The organism is Alphaproteobacteria bacterium (genome assembly GCA_041396705.1).
Classification (GTDB): Bacteria; Pseudomonadota; Alphaproteobacteria; order CALKHQ01; family CALKHQ01; genus CALKHQ01.
Map to the genome: position 1 here is coordinate 98,719 of JAWKYB010000015.1, position 18,555 is coordinate 117,273.

Below are 18,555 nucleotides of genomic sequence, written 5' to 3' on the forward strand. Positions count from 1 at the left end.
GAGGGCGGAGCCATGCATGCGGGGACCGGAACGAATCTGAAGCTTGCCCTGGCGAGCGCGAGCGCCCTGGTCGCCGCCATGCTGGCTGTGCCGTCCGCGCGCGCGGACGAGCGGGTCCAGCTGCGCATCCTGGAGACCACCGACATCCACGTGCACGTGGTCGACTACGACTACTACCGCGACGCACAGTCGAATGCGGTCGGCCTGGCCCGCACGGCGTCGCTGATCGCCGCGGCCCGGGCCGAAGCGGCCAACTCGGTGCTGATCGACAACGGCGACCTGATCCAGGGCAATCCGCTCGGCGACTACATGGCCAACGAGCGCGGCCTCGCCCCGGGTGACGTCCATCCGGTCTACAAGGCAATGAACCTGCTCGGCTACGACGTCGGCAACCTGGGCAACCACGAGTTCAACTACGGCCTCGACTACCTGGCCGAGGCGGTCAACGACGCCGCCTTCCCGTATGTCTGCGCCAACGTGTTCCACGCCGACGGCGACGACGACCCGTCGAACGACACGCCCTACTACACGCCATACGTGATCCTGGAGCGCACGCTGACCGGGGTCGACGGCGGCACGCACCCGATCCGCATCGGCGTGATCGGTTTCCTGCCGCCGCAGATCATGCAGTGGGACAAGGCACATCTGGAGGGCACGGTCGTCACCCACGACATCGTCGACACCGCCCGCCGGTACGTCCCGGAGATGAAGGCGGCCGGCGCCGACATCGTCGTCGCGGTACCGCACTCCGGCCTGACGACGATGGGCCCGAACGGGCGGGACGAGAACGCGACCTTCTGGCTGGCGCAGGTCGACGGCATCAACGCGATCCTGTTCGGCCATGCCCACCAGGTGTTCCCCAGCGCGACCTATGACGGCCTGGACGGCGTCGACACCGTCGCCGGCACCATCAACGGGGTGGCGGCGACCATGCCTGGCTTCTGGGGCAGCCACCTCGGCCTCGTCGACCTCGACCTGTCCGTCGACGACGCCGGCGCGTGGACCGTGCTGGACGGTACCGGCGCGGTGCGCGGCATCTACGAGCGGGTCGACCGCGACATCGTCCCGCTGGTCGAGGCCGATCCGAAGATCGTCGACGCGGTGCGCGAGGAGCACGAGGCGACCATCGCCTATATGCGCGAGGGCGTCGGCCAGACCTCGGCGCCGATCAACAGCTATTTCGCGCTGGTGCAGGACGACCCCTCGATCCAGATCGTGACCAACGCGCAGAAATGGTACGTCGAGACCCTGATCGCCGGCACCGAATATGACGGGCTGCCGGTGCTTTCGGCCGGCGCGCCGTTCAAGGCCGGCGGACGCGGCGGGCCGGACTACTTCACCAACATCCCGGCCGGCGAGATCGCGTTGATGAACGTCGCCGATCTCTACATCTACCCGAACACCCTGCGCGCGGTGCTGCTGGACGGCGCCCAGGTGCGTGAATGGCTGGAGATGTCGGCCGGCGCGTTCAACCGCATCGACCCGGCGGCGACAGGCGAGCAGCCGCTGCTCAACCCGGACTTCCCGTCCTACAATTTCGACGTGATCGACGGCGTGTCGTACCGGATCGACCTGGCCCAGCCGGCGCGCTACGCGACCGACGGCTCGCTGGCCGAGCCGGACGCCCACCGCATCGTCGACCTGACCTTCGACGGCCGGCCGATCGACGAGACGGCGCAGTTCATCGTCGCCACCAACAACTACCGCGCCGGCGGCGGCGGCAACTTCCCCGGTCTCGACGGCTCCAACATCATCATCGAGGCGCCGGACGAGAACCGCACCGTGCTGGCCAACTACATCTTCCAGCTCGGCACCATCGACCCGTCGGCCGACGGCAACTGGGGCTTCAAGCCGATTCCCGGAGACCTCGACGTCACCTTCGTCTCGGCGCCGGCGGCGGAGGCGGCGCTGACGCCCGCGATGGGCATCGTCCTGCAGGGCGACGGCGGCGACGGCTTCGCCAAGTACGAGATCGCGCTGGACTGAACGCGATGTCGCAGCCCGGAAGACGCGTAGCGCGCTCCGGGAACGAACACGGCCGCGACCGCGGACCCCGCTCGCGGATTGCGCTCCGCCCCATCCGGGCTACCGGACCCGAGGTGGCGTAGCCCGGAAGGAGCGCCGCGTATTCCGGGAACGGACATGGCCCCGACCGCGGACCCGACCCCGGGCGGCGCTCCGCTCCATCCGGGCTACCGGATAACGGAGCGGGATAGTCAGAGCGCGGTGTAGCCGCCGTCGAGCATGATCGCGTCGCCGTTGATCATGTCGGAGGCGGACGAGGCGAGGAACAGCACCAGGTCGGCCACCTCGACCGGCCGGCCGAACCGCCCGGCGGGAATCTTCGCCTTCATCGGGTCGCCGCGGGCCGGGTCGCCCCACACCTTCTCGCCCATCGGCGTCAGGATCACGGTCGGGCAGATCGCGGTGCACTGGATGTTGTACTGCGCCCATTCGCAGGTCATGCACTTGGTCAGCGCGTTGAGGCCGTTCTTCGAGGCCGCATAGGCGGCGTGGTCGGGAATGGCCACCACGCCGGTCTGCGACGACACGTTGATGATCTTGCCGCGGCGCTGGGCGATCATCTGCGGCGCCAGCGCCTGGGCCAGCAGGAACGGCGCCCTGAGGTTGACCGCCTGGATCCGGTCCCATTCGTCGACCGACGTGTCGAGGATCGGCGTGGTCTGGGCGATGCCGGCATTGTTGACCAGGATGTCGATCGTACCGAAGCGGGCCAGCGCCTGCGCGGCCGCCGTGCGCGGCCCTTCGACGGTCGCCATCTCCGCCTCCACCGTCAGGCACTGCCGGCCGGCCGCCTCGACCGCTGCCCTGGCCTCGGCCAGGCCGGTGCGGTCGCGCGCCACCGCGACGATGTCGGCACCGGCATCGGCCAGCACCCGGCAGATCTCGAGTCCGATACCCTTCGAGGCGCCGGTAACCAGCGCGGTGCGGCCGGCGAGCGAAAAACGTTCGACAAATTGCGGCATTCCTTGTGGCTCCTTCGTGGTCCGCGCAGGCCCGCCCCGCCGCGCGCCCTACCATGGCAACCCGTCCGCGCGGCGGCCGGTTCCGCCGATCATATGTTAGGGCATGTGCGGGCTTTTCCAGCACATAAGCTGGGACTAAGTTGGCTGCGTTTTCGAATGCCGTCGCCCGGCTGCCTTTAGCCATTGGCCGAGAGAGGGCCCAATAAGACTGTGCATAGACACGACCCGGCTTCCGCGCGCCGTGCAGGCCTGCCCCTCTCGCTTCATCTGATCGGCTTCGCATTGGTTCTGGTGCTGCCGGTGCTGGCTTTCGGCGCCTATGTGCTCGCGCTGTATGCGGACCTGGAGCGCGAGCGATACAGCTCCTTCCTGACCGAAGCCGCCGACGGTCTGGCGGCGCGCATCGACCAGGAGATCAGCAACAGCATCACGACGCTGAAAGTGCTGGCCACGTCCGATCTGCTGGACCGTGGCGACTACGCCGATTTTCATGCGCGTGCCCAGGCGGCGCTGCGCGGCACGGAATCGTTCGTACTGCTGCTGGGGCTCGATTATCAGCAGCTGCTGAACACGCGGGTGCCGTATGGGACCGAACTGGGCCTCACCAGCGACCCCCACTCGGTGGACATCACGGTCCAGCGGCGAATGCCGTTTGTTTCCGACGTCTTCGTCGGACGGGTTTCCGGCGTACCGGTGTTCAATATCACCTACCCCGTCATCGTCGACGATGCGGTCCAGGCCGTCCTGGTTCTGACGCGCAATGCGGCCGATATCGATTCGTGGCTGGAGACGAGCCAGCTGGACCCCGCGATCACCGCTGCCATCGCGGACGGGTCGGGAAACGTGATCGTTCGGACGCCGGCGGCGGGTAGCCTGCTCGGCGGAAATGTTGCGGCCTTGCTCTTCGGTGCCGATCGTCCCCGCCCGACTGCGCGTTGGATGACCGACCCGGCCGGCGAGTCTCACCTGGTAGTCACCGACAAGCCGCTCCTGGCCGACTGGACGGCAATCATCGACGCACCGGAGCCGGTATTGGAGTCGTTTTCCGACCGATCCTGGCTGCGACTCGGCATCGGCGGAATTGCGCTGGTGATGCTGTCGCTGCTGCTTGCCCTCTTGTTCGGCCGGTTCCTGTCGCGCCCGATCCGCCGCATCGCCGCGGACGCGCAGGCCTACGGCAAGGGCGAGCGGGTTCCGGCTCGCTTGACGCCGCTGCGCGAAGCCAACCAGGTCAGCGAGGCTTTGGCCGTTGCCGCGATCGAACGTGCAAACCGGATCGCGCATGTGGAGCTGCTGATGCGCGAGCTGGCCCACCGCGCCAAGAACCAGCTCACCATCGTGCAGTCGCTGGCCCGGCTGATTGCCCGACGCTCGCCCGACGTGCAGGCGTTCCAGGCCGGCTTCATCCCCCGCCTGATCGGTCTCGGCCGCTCGATCGACGCTCTGATCCAGGAGGATTGGAAGGGTGCGCGGCTCAGCGAACTTGTCTCGGCGCAGCTCGGCAACTTCACCGGTGACGGGCCCCCGCGCCATCGCTTCGAAGGGACCGACCTGCTGGTACGTTCGTCCGCGGCCGAACGGCTCGGCATGGCGCTGCACGAGCTCGCCACAAACGCGTCGAAGTACGGCGCATGGTCGAATGCCACCGGGACGGTGACCATCACCTGCTCCGTCGATGCCGAGAACTGCGTGACGCTGGCCTGGCGTGAGCGTGGCGGCCCGCCGGTCGTCGCGCCCGACGAGCAGGGATTCGGCCGCGTCCTGCTCGACGAGATGCTGCGGTCGACCTTCGATGCGGATGTCGCCTTCGACTACGATGCCGCGGGCTTCGGCTGGACACTCACCGCGCCGCTGGAAAAGCTGTGCGACGAACCGAAAGCAGGCGGCACCGAGCCGAGCTAGGCGCCGCCGCGTGCGCGCCGGTCGCATTTTCTTTGCAGAACCTGTACATATGTCACCCAGGCGGGTGCGCGCGCCGGTAGCCCGGACCCGCCTGAGAAAGGGACAGGCACGTGGCAGGCAAGCGCGTCGAGAAGATCCAGATCCACGTCAACGACGAAGAACTCGCGGCCATCGACGAGTGGCGTTTCGAGCATCGGATGCCGAGCCGGTCCGCCGCCGTGCGCGCCATGCTGCATGTCGCCCTGAACCGCAAGGGGCCGAAGGTGATGCCGCTGGCGACCGTCGTGTCGTCGCGGGAAGCCGGCGTGGTCGAGGCCTCGCCGGCGCTTTCGGCAGCGCTGGGAACCGGTGCCCGGCCGAAGGCGTTGCTGGTGGAAGACGAGTATCTTATCGCGGTCGGCCTTGAGGCGATCGTCGAGGAACTGGGTTTCGACGTCCTCGGTCCAGTGGCGAACTCCGACGAGGCCAGGGGCATCGTCGAGGCGAACCGCCCGGACGTGGCGGTGCTCGACGTCGATCTGGGCGGCGCGACCTCGTTCGATCTGGCGTTGCTGCTGCAACGTCAGAGAATACCCTTCGTGTTCTGCTCCGGCATGACCACGGAGTTGCCGGAAGCGCTGAAGGGAGTGCCGGTGGTGGCCAAGCCGTTCGTCAAGGACGAACTTGCCGCCCATCTGGCCGGGTTGACCCGTACACGAACCAGAGACGGAATGGAGTTGTGTTAGACAGGCGAGTTTCCGGCAGCAGCCGCGAGAAGGGACCTCTGGCATTCGGTATCGCAGACCGCGACGAGAACGATCGACCGCGGGCGAGCGCGCAAGGCGACCCGGACCGGAAGACATTGCAGCCATTGCGCGTGCTGGTGGTCGAGGACGAATTCCTCGCTGCCATCACCACCGCCGACATGTTGCGCGACGCCGGCTACGACGTTATCGGACCGGCGCGTTCCGCGGCGGAAGCGCGGCGGCTGGTGCAGCAGCACGAGCCGGACGTGGCATTGATGGACATCCAGCTCGCCGGTGCGGCCGACGGAGTCGATGCGGCCATCGACTTGTTCCGCACGTTCGGCGTGCGATCGATCTTCGTGACCGCCCATTCCGACCGCCTCACCCGCGAACGTGCCGCTGCCGCGCGCCCGCTATCGTGGGTTGCCAAACCGTACAGCGACGATCAGCTGCTGCGCGCCCTTCGGCTTGCTGCCGACGAACTCGGCTGACCGGGCGTCAATCGATGCGCCAGACGTGAACCACGGGTTTCGCGCCGTCGGCGAACAGTTCGAGCACATACAGGATCTGCCGTTCACGGTCGTAGGCGGCGTCGCCGATGCGCAGGCGCCGTTGCGGGCCGGCGCCCAGCGTCTCCACATCCCAGGGCGGCGGGTCAAGGAACAGCACGTCGTCGATCGATACCGCCGCGTAAGGTTGCGGCTGCCACGGGGCGGCCGTGCCGTCGGCCACGGCGGCCAGGTCGGCGGGGTCGTAGAGGATCAGCTGGGCAGCGAAGCGCGTACTCCACCAGCCGCGAAAATCGTTGTGGCCGGTGCATTCCACCAGCTCGGCCGCCGGACACTCGGACCCGTCGGCCAGCCGGCAGACCGGGAATTCGCCGACGAAATCGCCGGCGACGCAGGACCGCTCGGCACCCGCCGGATTGACGAAACCGTACCAGTAGCGGCTGCCGACGGCCTTGGTGCCTGCAAACAGCACCGCCGCGCGCCCGTCGGTTGTCGTCAGCCAGGCCGCGCCCTCCCACTCGTCGGGGTGCTGGTAGCCGGCGAGCGCGCCCTCGATCCGCTCAGTCTCGGTCGAACTGCGGTAGTGCAGCAGCGTGGTGGCCGGCAGCCGCGCGCCGGCCGCGGCCAGCGTGCCGTCGGCGGTCCAGGGCGCATAGGCGAACAGCGCAGGCCCCATCCCCGACCAGCCGCCGTCGCGGTAGCGGCCGGTGCCGATCACCCTCCCCTGCGTGTGAGCCGCCGCCCAGTCGGCCGGGATCTCCAGCATGTAGCCGGTGGTGGCATAGGGCGTCACATCGGCGATCGACCATGGCCCCTGCATCGCCGGCGCCGACAGGCCGGGCGAGAACAGCGCGTGCGAGGCCTCGTCGTCCTGCAGATGCTGGCCCCAGCCGAGGTGAATGCGCGCGCCGAGCGGCGGCGCGTTCAGGTACTGCATCGCCACCCGCGGGATTTCGTCGAGCCCGGCGAACCACCCCGCGGCGATGTCGCGGAACGGCTGCACGAAGCCGGCCTCGCCGAGCGCGGCGGGAGTCGACGCCCGTACCGGCACCGGTATCGTGATCTCCGCCACCTGGTCGCCGTCCGGCAATTCGCCATAGGCCATGCGATCGTGGCCGGTGACGAACAGCGAGCCGGGGAAGCCGTCCGCCGGCCCGGTCGGATCGCCGTCCGGATTGTAGGTCATCGCATTGCCGCCATAGGCGAAGGTCAGCGGCCGGTCCTCGCCGCCCGGCAGGCGGAACGCGCCGAGATAATGCAGGCTTTCCGGCGCGATGGTCTGCTGCGCCGCCGCCGATCCGGCGGCGGACAGCACCGCCAGCACGGCACAGGCCGGCTTGAACCGCCGCAACCGCGGCCGGAAGCGGTATCCTGCTCGCGCCATCGCTCGTCCCCCGGGCTGCCACCGTCCTGTTCTGCATTTGGGGACGGCCGCCGTCCGCCGCGCTGCGCGATGATGACGCGCCGCACGCGGCGATGCCCAACCGCGTCGGCCGCCCCGGTGCGACGCGGGTTTGCGGAGCGCGCGCGACACGCTAGGCTTGCCGGCGGTGGGGAGGATTCGGTTCGTCGGCTCGCGCATCGGTCGGCGGCCGGCGCAACGCAGACAAGACCCGCGCCGCGGCCCGCGGCCGGGGCACGGCATTGACCCGAGCGAACGAGACCTTGGACAGCGGATCGGCCACACACACCCGGACCTACCGTCGACTGGTCCAGGGCACGACGATCAACGGCACGACTCTGCTGTCGACCGATTATCTGAACCATTTCAACGAGTTCGTCATGATGCTCGAACTCGTTGCCGACATGCCGGACATGGCGCCGGAACTGGAGCAGTGGCAGCCGAAGACCTATGTGCAGCATTTCGCCGACAGCGGCTTCTCGCACAAGGACCTGGCAATCGCGGCCTATGACCACGTGCCGGCCGAGTTCCGCCGCCCGTTCGATGAGACGATCGCGGCGATCGACGCGATGATCTGCGAGACGGTGCCGCGCGTCGGCGCTCTGCTGGTCGAGCATGAGAGCGAGGCCGCGCGCCACCACATGCTGACCATCGCCCGCGAGATGCGCGGCATGATCGAGCGCGCCAGTGCGATCATCAACGGTGCCCGGGTCGAGGATCTCGATGGCGCCGAGGGCGATTCCACCATGGGTCAGGGCGACATCGACGCCCTGTTCGACTGAAGCGCCGCCGACGCCCGCCGGCGCCGGCGGCCCACGGATCGGTCAGGCCGCTGCCTGGGCAGCGCGCGCGCGCAGCAGAGCGGTGCCGGCGAGCGAATCCAGCAACGCCCGCGATGCCGCCTCGCCCAGCGGCTGCATCGGCGGACAGGTCAACGCCCAGCCCTCGTCGTCATAGACCGTCGCGACGATGCGCTTCAGCGCCGGCACCATCGGATGGGTCTGCACCAGCTTGCGGATGCGTGTGGCCTCGGCCTGCAGGCCGTCGGCCTGCGTCCCGCGCCAGTCGGCGTAGACACGGCGGATGCCGGCCGCGTTGACGTTGCCGGTCGCGGTGATGCAGCCGGCCCCGCCGGCCCGCAGGCCGTCCAGCAGGAAGACCTCCGAGCCCGGGAAGATCCGCAGCTGCGGGAACTCGCGCAGGTAGGTCGCGGTGTTGTCCCAGTCGCCCGAGCTGTCCTTGATGCCGACCACGGTGCCTGGAAACGCCTCGACCAGCCGGCCGACCAGCGCCGGGCTGAAGCCGACCTGCGCCACCGGCGGAATGTGATAGAGCAGCAGCTGCAGCCGGTCGTCGCCGACCCGCTCGATCACCTCGGCGACGAAACGGAACAGGCCGTCATCGCTGACGCCCTTGTAGTAGAACGGCGGCAGCATCAGCACCGCCGACGCGCCCGCGCGCACCGCATGGCGGGTGAGCGCCACCGCGTCGTCGATCGCGCAGGCGCCGGTGCCCGGCATGGTGCGCTCGGCCGGGATGCCGGCCGCGATCAGGCCGTCGAGCTGGCGCATGCGCTGCGCCGGCGACATCGAGTTGGCTTCGCTGGTGGTGCCGAACACGGCCAGCCCGTCGGCGCCGTCGGCCAGGAGATCGCGGCACAGCCGCGCATGGCGGTCCCTGTCGGGCTCCAGATCCGCCGTGAACGGCGTCAGCACCGGGACCCACACCCCGCCGAGTTCGCCTGCCTTCATTGCGCGCTTGCCTCCCTTTCCGTTGCGGCCGGGCCGACCGGCCGCGGCGGACTTTGCAACGCCCCGCCCTCGATCACAACGCTTTTGCGTCGCCGCACAACCGCGACGGCGTCGCGGCCGGCAAAAACACGACACAGATCATGCGCTTGTTTCAATAAAATTCTCGCGAAGTTTTCCTTGCTCTATTCTTATCTTATACTTCTACCTTCATCTTGACTTAACTTCCTCCCCTTACCGTTGTCGCAGGATTCGCCGCCGGTGCGGCGCGGCCTGAGACAGAACGACGGCCGGCGCGCCCGTGCCGGCCGCGGGCAGAGGGGAACCGAGGAACGATGCAGGTGCTTGTTTTCGCCTCCCAGAAGGGCGGCTCCGGCAAGACCACGCTGGCCGGCCACGTCGCGGTTGCCGCGGAAATGACCGGGGCCGGGCCGGTGGCGCTGGTCGACACCGACCCGCAGGGCAGCCTGTCCGACTGGTGGAACGAGCGTGCGGCGGAAACGCCACGCTTCGCCCGCACCACCGTCGACCGACTGCACGCGGACCTCGAGGCGATGCGTGCCATGGGCATCCGCCTGGTGGTGATCGACACGCCGCCGGCGATCACCGGCACCATCGCCGACGTGGTGCGCGAAAGCGACCTGGTGGTGATCCCGACCCGGCCGAGCCCGCACGACCTGCGCGCCGCCGGCGCGACCGTGCAGCTGGTCGAAGGCCTGGGCAAGCCGCTGGTGTTCGCGATGAACGCGGCCACCCAGCGGGCCCGCATCACCACCGAGGCCGTTTTCGCCCTGTCGCAACACGGCACGCTGGCGCCCGCCATCGTTCACCAGCGCACCGACTTTGCGGCCAGCATGATCGACGGCCGCACCGTGATGGAGTTGCCCAACGCCGGACGGTCGGCGCGCGAGATCATCGACCTGTGGGGCTATCTGCGTCACCGGCTCGACCGCAACCGCGCAGAGGCCGTGACCGGGGCCGCCACAGTCGCCGTGCCCGGCGGCCACGCCCTGTCGCCGGTCGCCCAGCCTGCCTTCGCACACGCCCAACCGGCATGACCCAGGGAGACACGCTGGCCATGAAAGCCGCTGCCCTCACCAGCAACCTGCTCGCCCGCAAGGGCGAGGCGCGCCCCTCGCTCGCCCTGACGGTCGAGCCGGTCGAGACCGGCCCGGCCAAGCCCGCCGTCGAGGCGGCGGCCCACGGCCATGCCGGCGGCTTCGCGACCATCATGCGGCCGTCGCTGGGCCGGCCGGTCGCGCCCGTCGAGGCGCCGCCGCGGCCCGCGACCGGCGGCGGCGGACCGGGCGGCGGTCCGCAGGCCGACCCGGTGCGGATGACGCTCCGGCTCGACCGCGAACGCCATCGCAAGCTGAAGATCCTCGCCGCCCATCGCGGCCTCACGGTCCAGCAGGTGCTGGTGATGGCGATCGACGGAATGGTCAGCCGCTCGCCGCAGAGCGCCGACGGCCGGCCCTGCGCCTGTCTCAACGCTTCGTCGCAGCAGCCCGCGCCGACGCGGCCCGCCCCCGTGGCATCATGAGCGCAGCGCCGGCCAAGGCCCCGCGCCGACGGGCGGCTACCAAGGGCGCAACCTCGCAGAAGGCGCCGGCGGCTTCGCTGTCCGGCATGCGCCTGTGGAAGGCGGACGGGCAGGAGACGGCCGCGGCGGCGAAGCCCGGCATGCTGACCGGCCTCGCCGCGCCGGCGGCGGAGGCCGAACCGGCGCCGGCGCGCACCCCGCTTGCGCTGGTCGCAGACGCGCCGCGCCCCACCCTGACTCCGGTGGTGGTATCCTGGCAGGAAGCGCTCGCCGGCGGCCTGCCGGTGCTCACCGTCGATCCCGCCGACCACGAGAACCTGGCGCCGCATCCGACCGTGATGCTGGTCGAAGGCGGCCTGCCGGAGCATGTCAGCCCGTTCCCGCAGCGGGCGCGCGACGAATCGCGGCGCGACTCCGACATCCTCGGCTATTGGGCGCGCATCGCCGGCGCGCGGCCGATGCCGGCCTGGCGCGACCTCGACGCCAACCAGATCGCCTATTTCTGGCCGAACTCGTTCCTGCTGGCCTGCAAGCGCGGCAACCACGGCCGGCCGTTGATCTCGCGCGCGACGCGGATCGTCGACAACGACGGCATGGCCGACCGCAGTGCCGACATCGCCTTCACGCCGCAGATGGTGGCGTGGATCGTGCGGGTCAGCCTGGACGTCGCCAGGGTCGGCGAGCCGCTGGGCCAGGACAAGCGGTTCGTCGGCCCGACCGGCCACGACCTCGACTGCGAGATGGTTGCGCTGCCGCTCGGCGAAGAGGACGGAACGGTCAGCCACGTGCTGTGCCACGTCAAGGCGCGGCAGGACGCACACGCGCTGACGGGCTGACGGACACCAGCCCATGCGGCGCGACAATTCGGCGCGCGCCCGTTCCTTCGCGCGGAAGAGCTGAAACCGGCACCTGAGCGCGGCAAGGAACGCACGTGGACTCCCGCCGCCGCCGGCCTCCATTTACGAATCTGCAACAGCGCCGACGTTAACTTCCGGTTTCCTGGAGAAGAACCGGATTCCGCACGATGCGCCAGAGCGTTCCGAGCAGCAATCTTCGCGTCCTCGTCGTCGAGGACAGCTTCGAAACGATGCAGCTGATCAAGAACATGCTGCACGACATCGGCATGACCCAGGTCTTCACCGCCAAGAACGGCACCGAGGCGCTGGCGCTGCTGAATGCCTACGACGACGACGAGTCGTTCGTCGACGTGATCCTCAGCGACTGGAAGATGCCGGGCATGTCGGGCATCGACCTGCTGCGCCAGGTGCGAACCTGCGACGAGGAGATTCCTTTCCTGCTGATCACCGGCACCGCCGACCGCGGATCGGTGATCGAGGCGAAGGCCTGCGGCGTGACCGGCTATATCCGCAAGCCGTTCTCCTCCGCCCAGCTGGAATCGAAGATGCGCGTTGTGTCGCGCATCCTGGAGCATCGGAAGCAGGACTGACCGAGCGGTCGCCGGCTGGCCGGTCGAGGATCCCATCTGTATGAACGGCAAGCCGTCAACGAAAGCGCGCGGGGTCAGGGGTCAGCGGGGTTCGAACACTGGGCCGATCGTTGCGGTCGTTCTTGGCCTGCTGGTAACGGCCGTGGTCACCGCCATCACCGGGCGCGACCACTGGCACGCAACGCTCGACGAGCTCTACGACCATCGTGCACGGCCGTTCGCCATGCTGCTCGAGGGCGACGTCGAGCGTCAGATCGGCCATGTTCGGGCCCTGGCCGCCACCTACACCTCCTATCGCACGCCGTCGCGCAACGAATTCGCGGATCTGGTCTCGATCACCCTGGACAACTTCGACGGGATCCGCGCCCTGGAATGGGTTCCACGGGTCGAGGCGCCGCTGCGCCAGAGCTTCGAGCAGGCCGCACGTCACGACGGGCTTGCCGATTTCGCGTTCCGCGAGATCGGGCCCGATGGGCCGCAGGTCGCGGTCGGCCGACGCGACGAGTACTACCCCGTGTTCCTGGTCGAGCCGCTGTACGGCAACGAGCAGGCCCTCGGACTTGACCTGGCATCGAACCCGGAACGACGCGAAGCCATGGACCTCGCCCGGGACATGGCACAGCCGATCGCGACCCGCCCGCTGCGCCTTGTTCAGGAGGCGGGCGAGGACTTCGGCTTTCTGGTGTTCCATCCTGTCTTTCGCGGCAACACCGTTCCGATCACGCTCGACGACCGCCAGCGCCGGCTGGCCGGTTTCACGGTCGGCGTGTTCTCCGTCGACGAACTTGTTCGCGCAACCATCGGCTCGTTCGAATTCGGCGACGACCTCGACTTCCACTTGTACGACGCATCGGTGCCGGCAGCGGAACTGCCCATGCTGCACTGGCGCCACGATGAAAGGGAGACTGTGGAACAGTCGTCGGAGGACCTGATTGCGGGAGAGAGCTGGTCCACGAGCTTCGATGTAGCCGGCCGGCGCTGGAAGGTCGTGTTCGTGCCGCGCGAGCCAGGCCTTGCGGACTACCTGGGTCCGGGACCCATCGCATGGGCCGCGATCGGGCTCATCCTTACCGCGGTGCTCGGCACCTACATCGCCTCGACCGGGCGCCGCACACGCAAGATTGCCGGCCTGGTCGCTGCGCGCACCGGCGAGCTCAACCGCACCAACCTGGATCTGCGCGCCGAGGTCTCGACGCGCATCGCGGCAGAGACGGCGCTCGCACACCAGAACGCAAAGCTCAGACTGATGCAGATCATCGCGTCTGCGGCAAACGACGCCGATACGGTCCGCACCGCTCTAAGAGTATGCGTTGAAGAGGTTTGTGCCTTTCTGGGATGGCCCATCGGCCATGCTTTCGTAAGGGCGCCCGGCGCCCCCAACACGTTCGTGCCGTCGGAGATCTGGCACCTGTCGTCACCTGTGCTGGCTTCGGAGTTCGTCGCGCGCACCCGCACAATGCGCTTTGCCATGGGGGAAGGGCTGGTCGGCGCGACTGCGTCGACGCAGCGCGCACGATGGCTGCACGACGTCAGCGAGGAGCCTGCATTCGTGCGCGCCTCGGTCGGCGACCAGCCCCCGCGCGCGGCACTGTTCCTGCCTGTCATTGCCCGAGGCGAGGTCGTCGCCGTGCTGGAGTTCTTCGACCTGAGGCCGGCAATGCTCGACGAACAGGTTCTCGGCCTGATGAACCAGATCGGACTGCTGGTCGGGCGGGTTGCCGAGCGCGAGACCGCCGCGGCCGAACTGAGCGCTCGCGAGGAATTCACCCGGCTGGTGACCGACAGCGTGCCCGTTGTCATCTTCTATGTCGACAGCGACCACCGGCTGGTCTTCGCCAACCGCCTGTTCGGCGCAGTGCTGCAGCGCCCGTTGGAGACACTGCTGGGCCAGCCGCTTCTGGCCATCTTTGGCGGGGAAGCTCTGGCGATCATCGAGCCCTACATTCAGGCGGCTCTATCCGGCGACGCACAGTCATTCGATGTCGATGCGCCCCCGGGCGCCATATTCGCCGGCACCTGGCGCAGCACCTATGTGCCGCATCGCACCGCAGACGGCCATGTCGCCGGCTTCTTCGGCATCGCCACCAACGTCACCGAACGGCTCCAGATCGAACGGCAGCTCATGCACGCCCAGAAGATGGAAGCGGTCGGCCATCTGACCGGCGGGATCGCGCACGACTTCAACAACCTGCTGATGATCATCGACGGCTACGCGCGCCGCGCCGCAGATCAGCTCGACCGGCCCGACCGGGCCAGGCAGTCGCTGCAGGAAGTGCTCAACGGCACCGATCGGGCGACGGAGCTGACCCGCAAGCTGCTGACCTTCAGCCGGCGCAAGGCCATGGAGAAGCGGGTGTTCCGGGTGGCCGACGAGATCGGGCGCAATCTCGACCTGATCCGGCGCTCGGTCGGCGAGCGCTACGAGGTGGTGTTCGCCGACGGCGGCAATGGCGCCTGCGTCGAGACCGACCCGGGCGAGTTCGCACAGGCACTGCTCAACCTGGTGGTCAATGCGCGCGATGCCATGCCCGGCGGCGGGAAGATCGAGATCGCGCTCGGCAGCCTGCGGATCGACGCGACTGCCGCAACGAAAGACAACGGCAGCCGCCGCGACCTGCCCGTCGGCCGCTATGTCGAGGTCACGGTGATCGACCATGGCCAGGGCATCCCGCCGGATGTCCTGCCGCACGTGTTCGAGCCGTTCTATACGACCAAGGACCAGGGCAAGGGCACCGGGCTCGGCTTGCCCATGGTCTATGGCTTCGCCACGCAATCGGGCGGAACCGCCGAAATCGAGAGCGTCGCCGATGTCCTGACGACGGCACGCATCGTCCTGCCCGCGACCGACCGCGAACTGCCGCAGGAGAGCGCCGTGCCCGCCGTCGACTGCAAGGGCCACGGCGAGACGATCCTGCTGGTCGAGGACGACACCGCGCTGCTGGACCTGACCGAATCGACCCTGCAATCGCTCGGCTACAACGTACTGGCGGCGAACGGCGGGTTCGAAGCGCTGGAAATGGAGCAGGACTGCGAGGGCGACATCGACCTGCTGCTCAGCGACGTCGTGATGCCTGAGCTCGGCGGCTTCGAGGTTGCCCAGATGATCCGGGCCAGCCGGCCGGACATCAAGGTCGTGTTCATGTCCGGCTATCCGAACCGCGGCCAGGCGGCGGACGAACGCATGCCCGACGGTGCAGTATTCCTGCAGAAACCGGTCCGGCCCGACCGCCTCGCCCAATCGCTTCGCATGGAGCTGGACTCATGAGCATCGGGCGCGGACGCCGAGATGTCGGCGACGGTGCGGCGTGCGCGACGCGGCGCCGGCGCGAGGCGGGCATGCGGGCGATCGGCGTCACCGCCGCCAGGTCGCAGCTGCCGTCGCTTGTCGCGACCGCGCGATCCGGTGGCGGCCCGGTCGTGCTGTCGCGGCGCGGCAAGCCGGCAGCCGCTTTGGTGTCGCTGGACGACCTCGCGCTGATCCAGCAACGCAAGGCGTCGGTCGAGGCCGACCGCCAGGCGGAAATCTGGCGCGCGGCCAGCCTGTTCGAGGAAGCCGAGGTGCTGGCCAATGCGGGCTTCTTCGAATGGAACGAGCCGCTGCTGCGCTTGTACCTACTGTTCGCCCGGACTGGCGCGCATCTTCGGCGTGACCCAAGCGAAATTCATCGCCCAGAACGCATCCCGCGAAGGCTCGCTGCAGTCGGTGCATCCGGCCGACCGGGACCGGGTCGCCGCGGCGTATCTCCACCAGTCCGCAACCGGTTGCGGCTTCGACATCAAGTACCGGCTGGTCCGGCCCGACGGCGAGGTTCGCCAGGTTCACGCCACGGCCAGCGCGATCAACGACGCCAGGGCAGGCTCGAGCGGTCCATCGGCTTCATCCAGGACATCACCGAGCGCCAGCAGCGAAACCGCGCTGCGCGAGAGCCAGGCGAGGCTGTCGGCGATCTTCGATCACGCGCCGATGGGCATCATCGTCAAGGACGCCGAAGGCCGGTACGTCCAGGTCAATCACTATATCGAGCGGCTGTGGGGAACCACGACCCAGCAAATCCAGGGCATGGCGCCGGTTCCCGAGAACGCCGCGATCGCCCACGCGCACGACATGCAGGTTCTGCGCACCGGCGAGGTCGTCGAACAGGAATACAGCCGGACCGTCGGCGATGCGCCGCACGTATTCCAGGCGATCAAATTCCCGATCCACAACGAGTCCGACGCGATCACCGGCGTCGGCGCGATCGTGCTGGATGTCACCCACCGTCGTCAGGCCGAACAGGCGCTGCTCGTCGCGCACCACCGGCTGGAACAGCGGGTTGCCGAGCGCACGACCGCGCTGGTCGAAGCGAACCGGTCGATGAAGGAGGCACAGGGCCGGCTGACCGACGCGATCGAAAGCATCTCGGAAGGCTTCGTCCTGTTCGACGCGGACGAGCGGCTGGTGATCTGCAACACCACCTTCCGCCAGCTCTACCCCGATCTGGCGCAAAGCCTCGTGCCCGGGGCGAGCCTGCAGGAGCTGGCCTCCACCATCGGCGCGACCGACGTCGGCGTCTCCGCACCGCAAGGCGACGGCGCGCAGTCGCCGGCTCGGCAGCAACTGCGCTGGCTCGGCGCGGAACCGTTGGAGCAGCAGCTGGCCGACGGCCGTTGGGTGCTGGTCAGCAACCACCGGACGCGCGAAGGCGGCATCGTCGGCATCCACACCGAAATCACCGCGCGCAAGCTGGCCGAACGGCAGCTGCGCGACAGCGAGGCGTTGAAGTCGACCATCCTGCAGTCCGCCGTGGACTCCATCGTCTCGATCGACATCGAGGGCAAGGTCATCGAATGGAACGCCGCGGCCGAGCGCACATTCGGCTACAGCCGCAGCGAGGCGATCGGGCAATCCATGCCGGACCTGATCGTGCCCGAGCGCTCTCGACAGATGCACCGCAACGCGCATGCGGCCTATGTCCGCTCCGGCCGCACCGGCGGTCTGCGGCGCTTCTTCGAGACCGAGGCGATGCGCAAGGACGGATCCGAGTTCCCGGTTGCCATCGCGGTCCACGCCAACAACAACGGCTCGCATCACGTCATCACCGCTTATCTGACGGACCTGACCGAGCGGCGAAAGGCGGAAGAGCAGCTGCGCCAGGTGCAGAAGATGGATGCCGTCGGCCAGCTCACCGGCGGCATCGCGCACGACTTCAACAACCTGCTGATGGTGGTCGAGGGCTATGCCCGCATGGCGCAGAAGCACCTCGCCGACGAGGAAAAGGCCAGCGCGGCGCTCGAGCATGTGCTGACGGCGGCCGACAAGGCCGCCAACCTGACACGCCAGCTGCTGTCGTTCAGCCGGCGCCAGCTGATCGAGAAGAAGGTGTTCCGCGCCGACGAGGAACTCCAGCGAACCAGCCATCTGCTGACGCGCTCGCTCGGCGAACTGTACTCGCTGCGGCTGGATATCGCCGACGAAGCCCTGTTTGTCGAAACCGACCCGGGCGAATTCGGCAATGCCGTGCTGAACCTGGTTCTCAATGCCCGCGACGCGATGCCCAAGGGCGGCGAGATCACAATCGCCGCGCGCGCCGTCAGCTTCGGCGACGACGGTGGCGCCTGGCCACAGGGCCTGCCCAAGGAAGGCCCCTATGTCGCCGTGGAGGTCCGCGACCGCGGCCATGGCATCCCACAGGACACGCTGGCCCACATCTTCGAGCCGTTCTTCACCACCAAGGGCACCGGCAAGGGCACCGGCCTCGGCCTGTCGATGGTCTACGGCTTTGCGCATCAGTCGGGCGGCACGGTCGGCGTCGACAGCGCCGTCGGGCACGGCAGCACATTCGTCATCTACCTGCCGTTCAGCCGCGCGCGACCGGAGCAGAGCGAGCTGGCCGCATCGGCGGAACTGAAGGGCAAGGGCGAGACGATCCTGCTGGTCGAGGACGACGCCGATCTGCTCGAGCTGACGCGCGAGACACTGACCGATCTCGGCTACAACGTGCTGACAGCGGGCAACGGCTTCGAAGCGCTGGAGGTGGACGAAGAGCACGACGGCGCCATCGACCTCGTCATCTCCGACGTGGTGATGCCGTCGATGGGCGGCCTCGAACTGGCGGAGATGATCCGCGAGACGCGGCCCGACACCCGCGTGATCCTGATATCGGGCTACTCGGCCGCCAGCGGCGATCGGGCCGACGGAAAGGCCGGCGCGGCGGCGCAATTCCTGCAGAAGCCGGTCAAGCCGGAGCGGTTGGCGCAGGCCGTGCGCAACCAGCTCGAAATTTCCCGCAGTGCCGCCCACGTCCGCGCATAG

Annotated in this window: 14 protein-coding genes; 11 read left to right on the forward strand and 3 right to left on the reverse strand. The window is 68.6% G+C overall.

The window, feature by feature from the left end:
• Nucleotides 1-12: 12 nt before the first annotated feature.
• The gene (locus R3F55_20315; protein ID MEZ5669736.1) at nt 13-1,986 is read left to right on the forward strand and encodes a bifunctional 2',3'-cyclic-nucleotide 2'-phosphodiesterase/3'-nucleotidase; all 1,974 of its coding nucleotides are present in this window, start codon (nt 13-15) and stop codon (nt 1,984-1,986) included.
• A 230-nt stretch (nt 1,987-2,216) separates the two neighbouring features.
• On the opposite strand, the gene R3F55_20320 is transcribed toward R3F55_20315, so the two are convergent.
• A complete protein-coding gene (locus R3F55_20320) occupies nt 2,217-2,987 on the reverse strand; it encodes a glucose 1-dehydrogenase (GenBank protein MEZ5669737.1) in 771 nt (256 codons plus the stop codon).
• Between the two features lie 291 nt (nt 2,988-3,278).
• Here R3F55_20320 and R3F55_20325 point away from each other — a divergent pair, with 291 nt between their 5' ends.
• From R3F55_20325 to R3F55_20335, 3 genes are all read left to right on the forward strand, one after another.
• Nucleotides 3,279-4,889, forward strand: a complete 1,611-nt coding sequence (locus tag R3F55_20325; GenBank protein MEZ5669738.1) for a sensor histidine kinase — start codon at nt 3,279-3,281, stop codon at nt 4,887-4,889.
• A gap of 110 nt (nt 4,890-4,999) precedes the next feature.
• Nucleotides 5,000-5,614: a response regulator gene (locus R3F55_20330; protein MEZ5669739.1), complete on the forward strand. Its 615-nt coding sequence runs from the start codon at nt 5,000-5,002 to the stop codon at nt 5,612-5,614.
• The gene (locus R3F55_20335) at nt 5,608-6,105 is read left to right on the forward strand and encodes a response regulator (protein MEZ5669740.1); all 498 of its coding nucleotides are present in this window, start codon (nt 5,608-5,610) and stop codon (nt 6,103-6,105) included. Before R3F55_20330 ends, R3F55_20335 begins: the two co-directional genes overlap by 7 nt.
• Nucleotides 6,106-6,112: 7 nt before the next feature.
• Here R3F55_20335 and R3F55_20340 read toward each other — a convergent pair whose 3' ends face one another.
• A complete protein-coding gene (locus R3F55_20340; GenBank protein ID MEZ5669741.1) occupies nt 6,113-7,507 on the reverse strand; it encodes a hypothetical protein in 1,395 nt (464 codons plus the stop codon).
• A gap of 281 nt (nt 7,508-7,788) precedes the next feature.
• Here R3F55_20340 and R3F55_20345 point away from each other — a divergent pair, with 281 nt between their 5' ends.
• Nucleotides 7,789-8,307, forward strand: coding sequence for a hypothetical protein (locus tag R3F55_20345; GenBank protein ID MEZ5669742.1), 519 nt, complete (start codon nt 7,789-7,791; stop codon nt 8,305-8,307).
• A gap of 42 nt (nt 8,308-8,349) precedes the next feature.
• Here the strand turns inward: R3F55_20345 and R3F55_20350 are convergent, their stop codons facing one another.
• Entirely contained in the window at nt 8,350-9,276 is a 927-nt protein-coding gene (locus R3F55_20350; protein ID MEZ5669743.1) for a dihydrodipicolinate synthase family protein, read from the reverse strand.
• Between the two features lie 332 nt (nt 9,277-9,608).
• Here R3F55_20350 and R3F55_20355 point away from each other — a divergent pair, with 332 nt between their 5' ends.
• The 6 genes from R3F55_20355 (at nt 9,609) to R3F55_20380 (ending at nt 18,555) form a co-directional block, all read left to right on the forward strand.
• Nucleotides 9,609-10,331, forward strand: coding sequence for a ParA family protein (locus R3F55_20355; protein ID MEZ5669744.1), 723 nt, complete (start codon nt 9,609-9,611; stop codon nt 10,329-10,331).
• A gap of 20 nt (nt 10,332-10,351) precedes the next feature.
• Complete coding sequence (locus R3F55_20360; GenBank protein ID MEZ5669745.1) at nt 10,352-10,816, forward strand: hypothetical protein; 465 nt, start codon at nt 10,352-10,354, stop codon at nt 10,814-10,816.
• The gene (locus R3F55_20365; GenBank protein ID MEZ5669746.1) at nt 10,813-11,652 is read left to right on the forward strand and encodes a hypothetical protein; all 840 of its coding nucleotides are present in this window, start codon (nt 10,813-10,815) and stop codon (nt 11,650-11,652) included. The genes R3F55_20360 and R3F55_20365 overlap by 4 nt, the downstream gene beginning before the upstream one ends.
• 188 nt (nt 11,653-11,840) lie before the next feature.
• Complete coding sequence (locus R3F55_20370) at nt 11,841-12,263, forward strand: response regulator (protein MEZ5669747.1); 423 nt, start codon at nt 11,841-11,843, stop codon at nt 12,261-12,263.
• Between the two features lie 40 nt (nt 12,264-12,303).
• On the forward strand, nt 12,304-15,528 hold the full coding sequence (locus tag R3F55_20375; protein MEZ5669748.1) for a CHASE domain-containing protein: 3,225 nt from the start codon (nt 12,304-12,306) through the stop codon (nt 15,526-15,528).
• Between the two features lie 303 nt (nt 15,529-15,831).
• Nucleotides 15,832-18,555 carry a PAS domain S-box protein gene (locus tag R3F55_20380; protein ID MEZ5669749.1) on the forward strand — a complete coding sequence of 908 codons (2,724 nt, stop codon included), beginning with the start codon at nt 15,832-15,834 and terminating at the stop codon, nt 18,553-18,555.

What these genes read in the sequence shown, in the direction of transcription:
- R3F55_20315 (MEZ5669736.1), top strand. Translation starts at nt 13, where the DNA reads ATGCATGCGGGGACCGGAACGAATCTGAAGCTTGCCCTGGCGAGCGCG.
- R3F55_20320 (MEZ5669737.1), bottom strand. Translation starts at nt 2,987, where the DNA reads ATGCCGCAATTTGTCGAACGTTTTTCGCTCGCCGGCCGCACCGCGCTG.
- R3F55_20340 (MEZ5669741.1), bottom strand. Translation starts at nt 7,507, where the DNA reads ATGGCGCGAGCAGGATACCGCTTCCGGCCGCGGTTGCGGCGGTTCAAG.
- R3F55_20350 (MEZ5669743.1), bottom strand. Translation starts at nt 9,276, where the DNA reads ATGAAGGCAGGCGAACTCGGCGGGGTGTGGGTCCCGGTGCTGACGCCG.
- R3F55_20355 (MEZ5669744.1), top strand. Translation starts at nt 9,609, where the DNA reads ATGCAGGTGCTTGTTTTCGCCTCCCAGAAGGGCGGCTCCGGCAAGACC.
- R3F55_20360 (MEZ5669745.1), top strand. Translation starts at nt 10,352, where the DNA reads ATGAAAGCCGCTGCCCTCACCAGCAACCTGCTCGCCCGCAAGGGCGAG.
- R3F55_20365 (MEZ5669746.1), top strand. Translation starts at nt 10,813, where the DNA reads ATGAGCGCAGCGCCGGCCAAGGCCCCGCGCCGACGGGCGGCTACCAAG.
- R3F55_20370 (MEZ5669747.1), top strand. Translation starts at nt 11,841, where the DNA reads ATGCGCCAGAGCGTTCCGAGCAGCAATCTTCGCGTCCTCGTCGTCGAG.
- R3F55_20375 (MEZ5669748.1), top strand. Translation starts at nt 12,304, where the DNA reads ATGAACGGCAAGCCGTCAACGAAAGCGCGCGGGGTCAGGGGTCAGCGG.
- R3F55_20380 (MEZ5669749.1), top strand. Translation starts at nt 15,832, where the DNA reads ATGCGGGCTTCTTCGAATGGAACGAGCCGCTGCTGCGCTTGTACCTAC.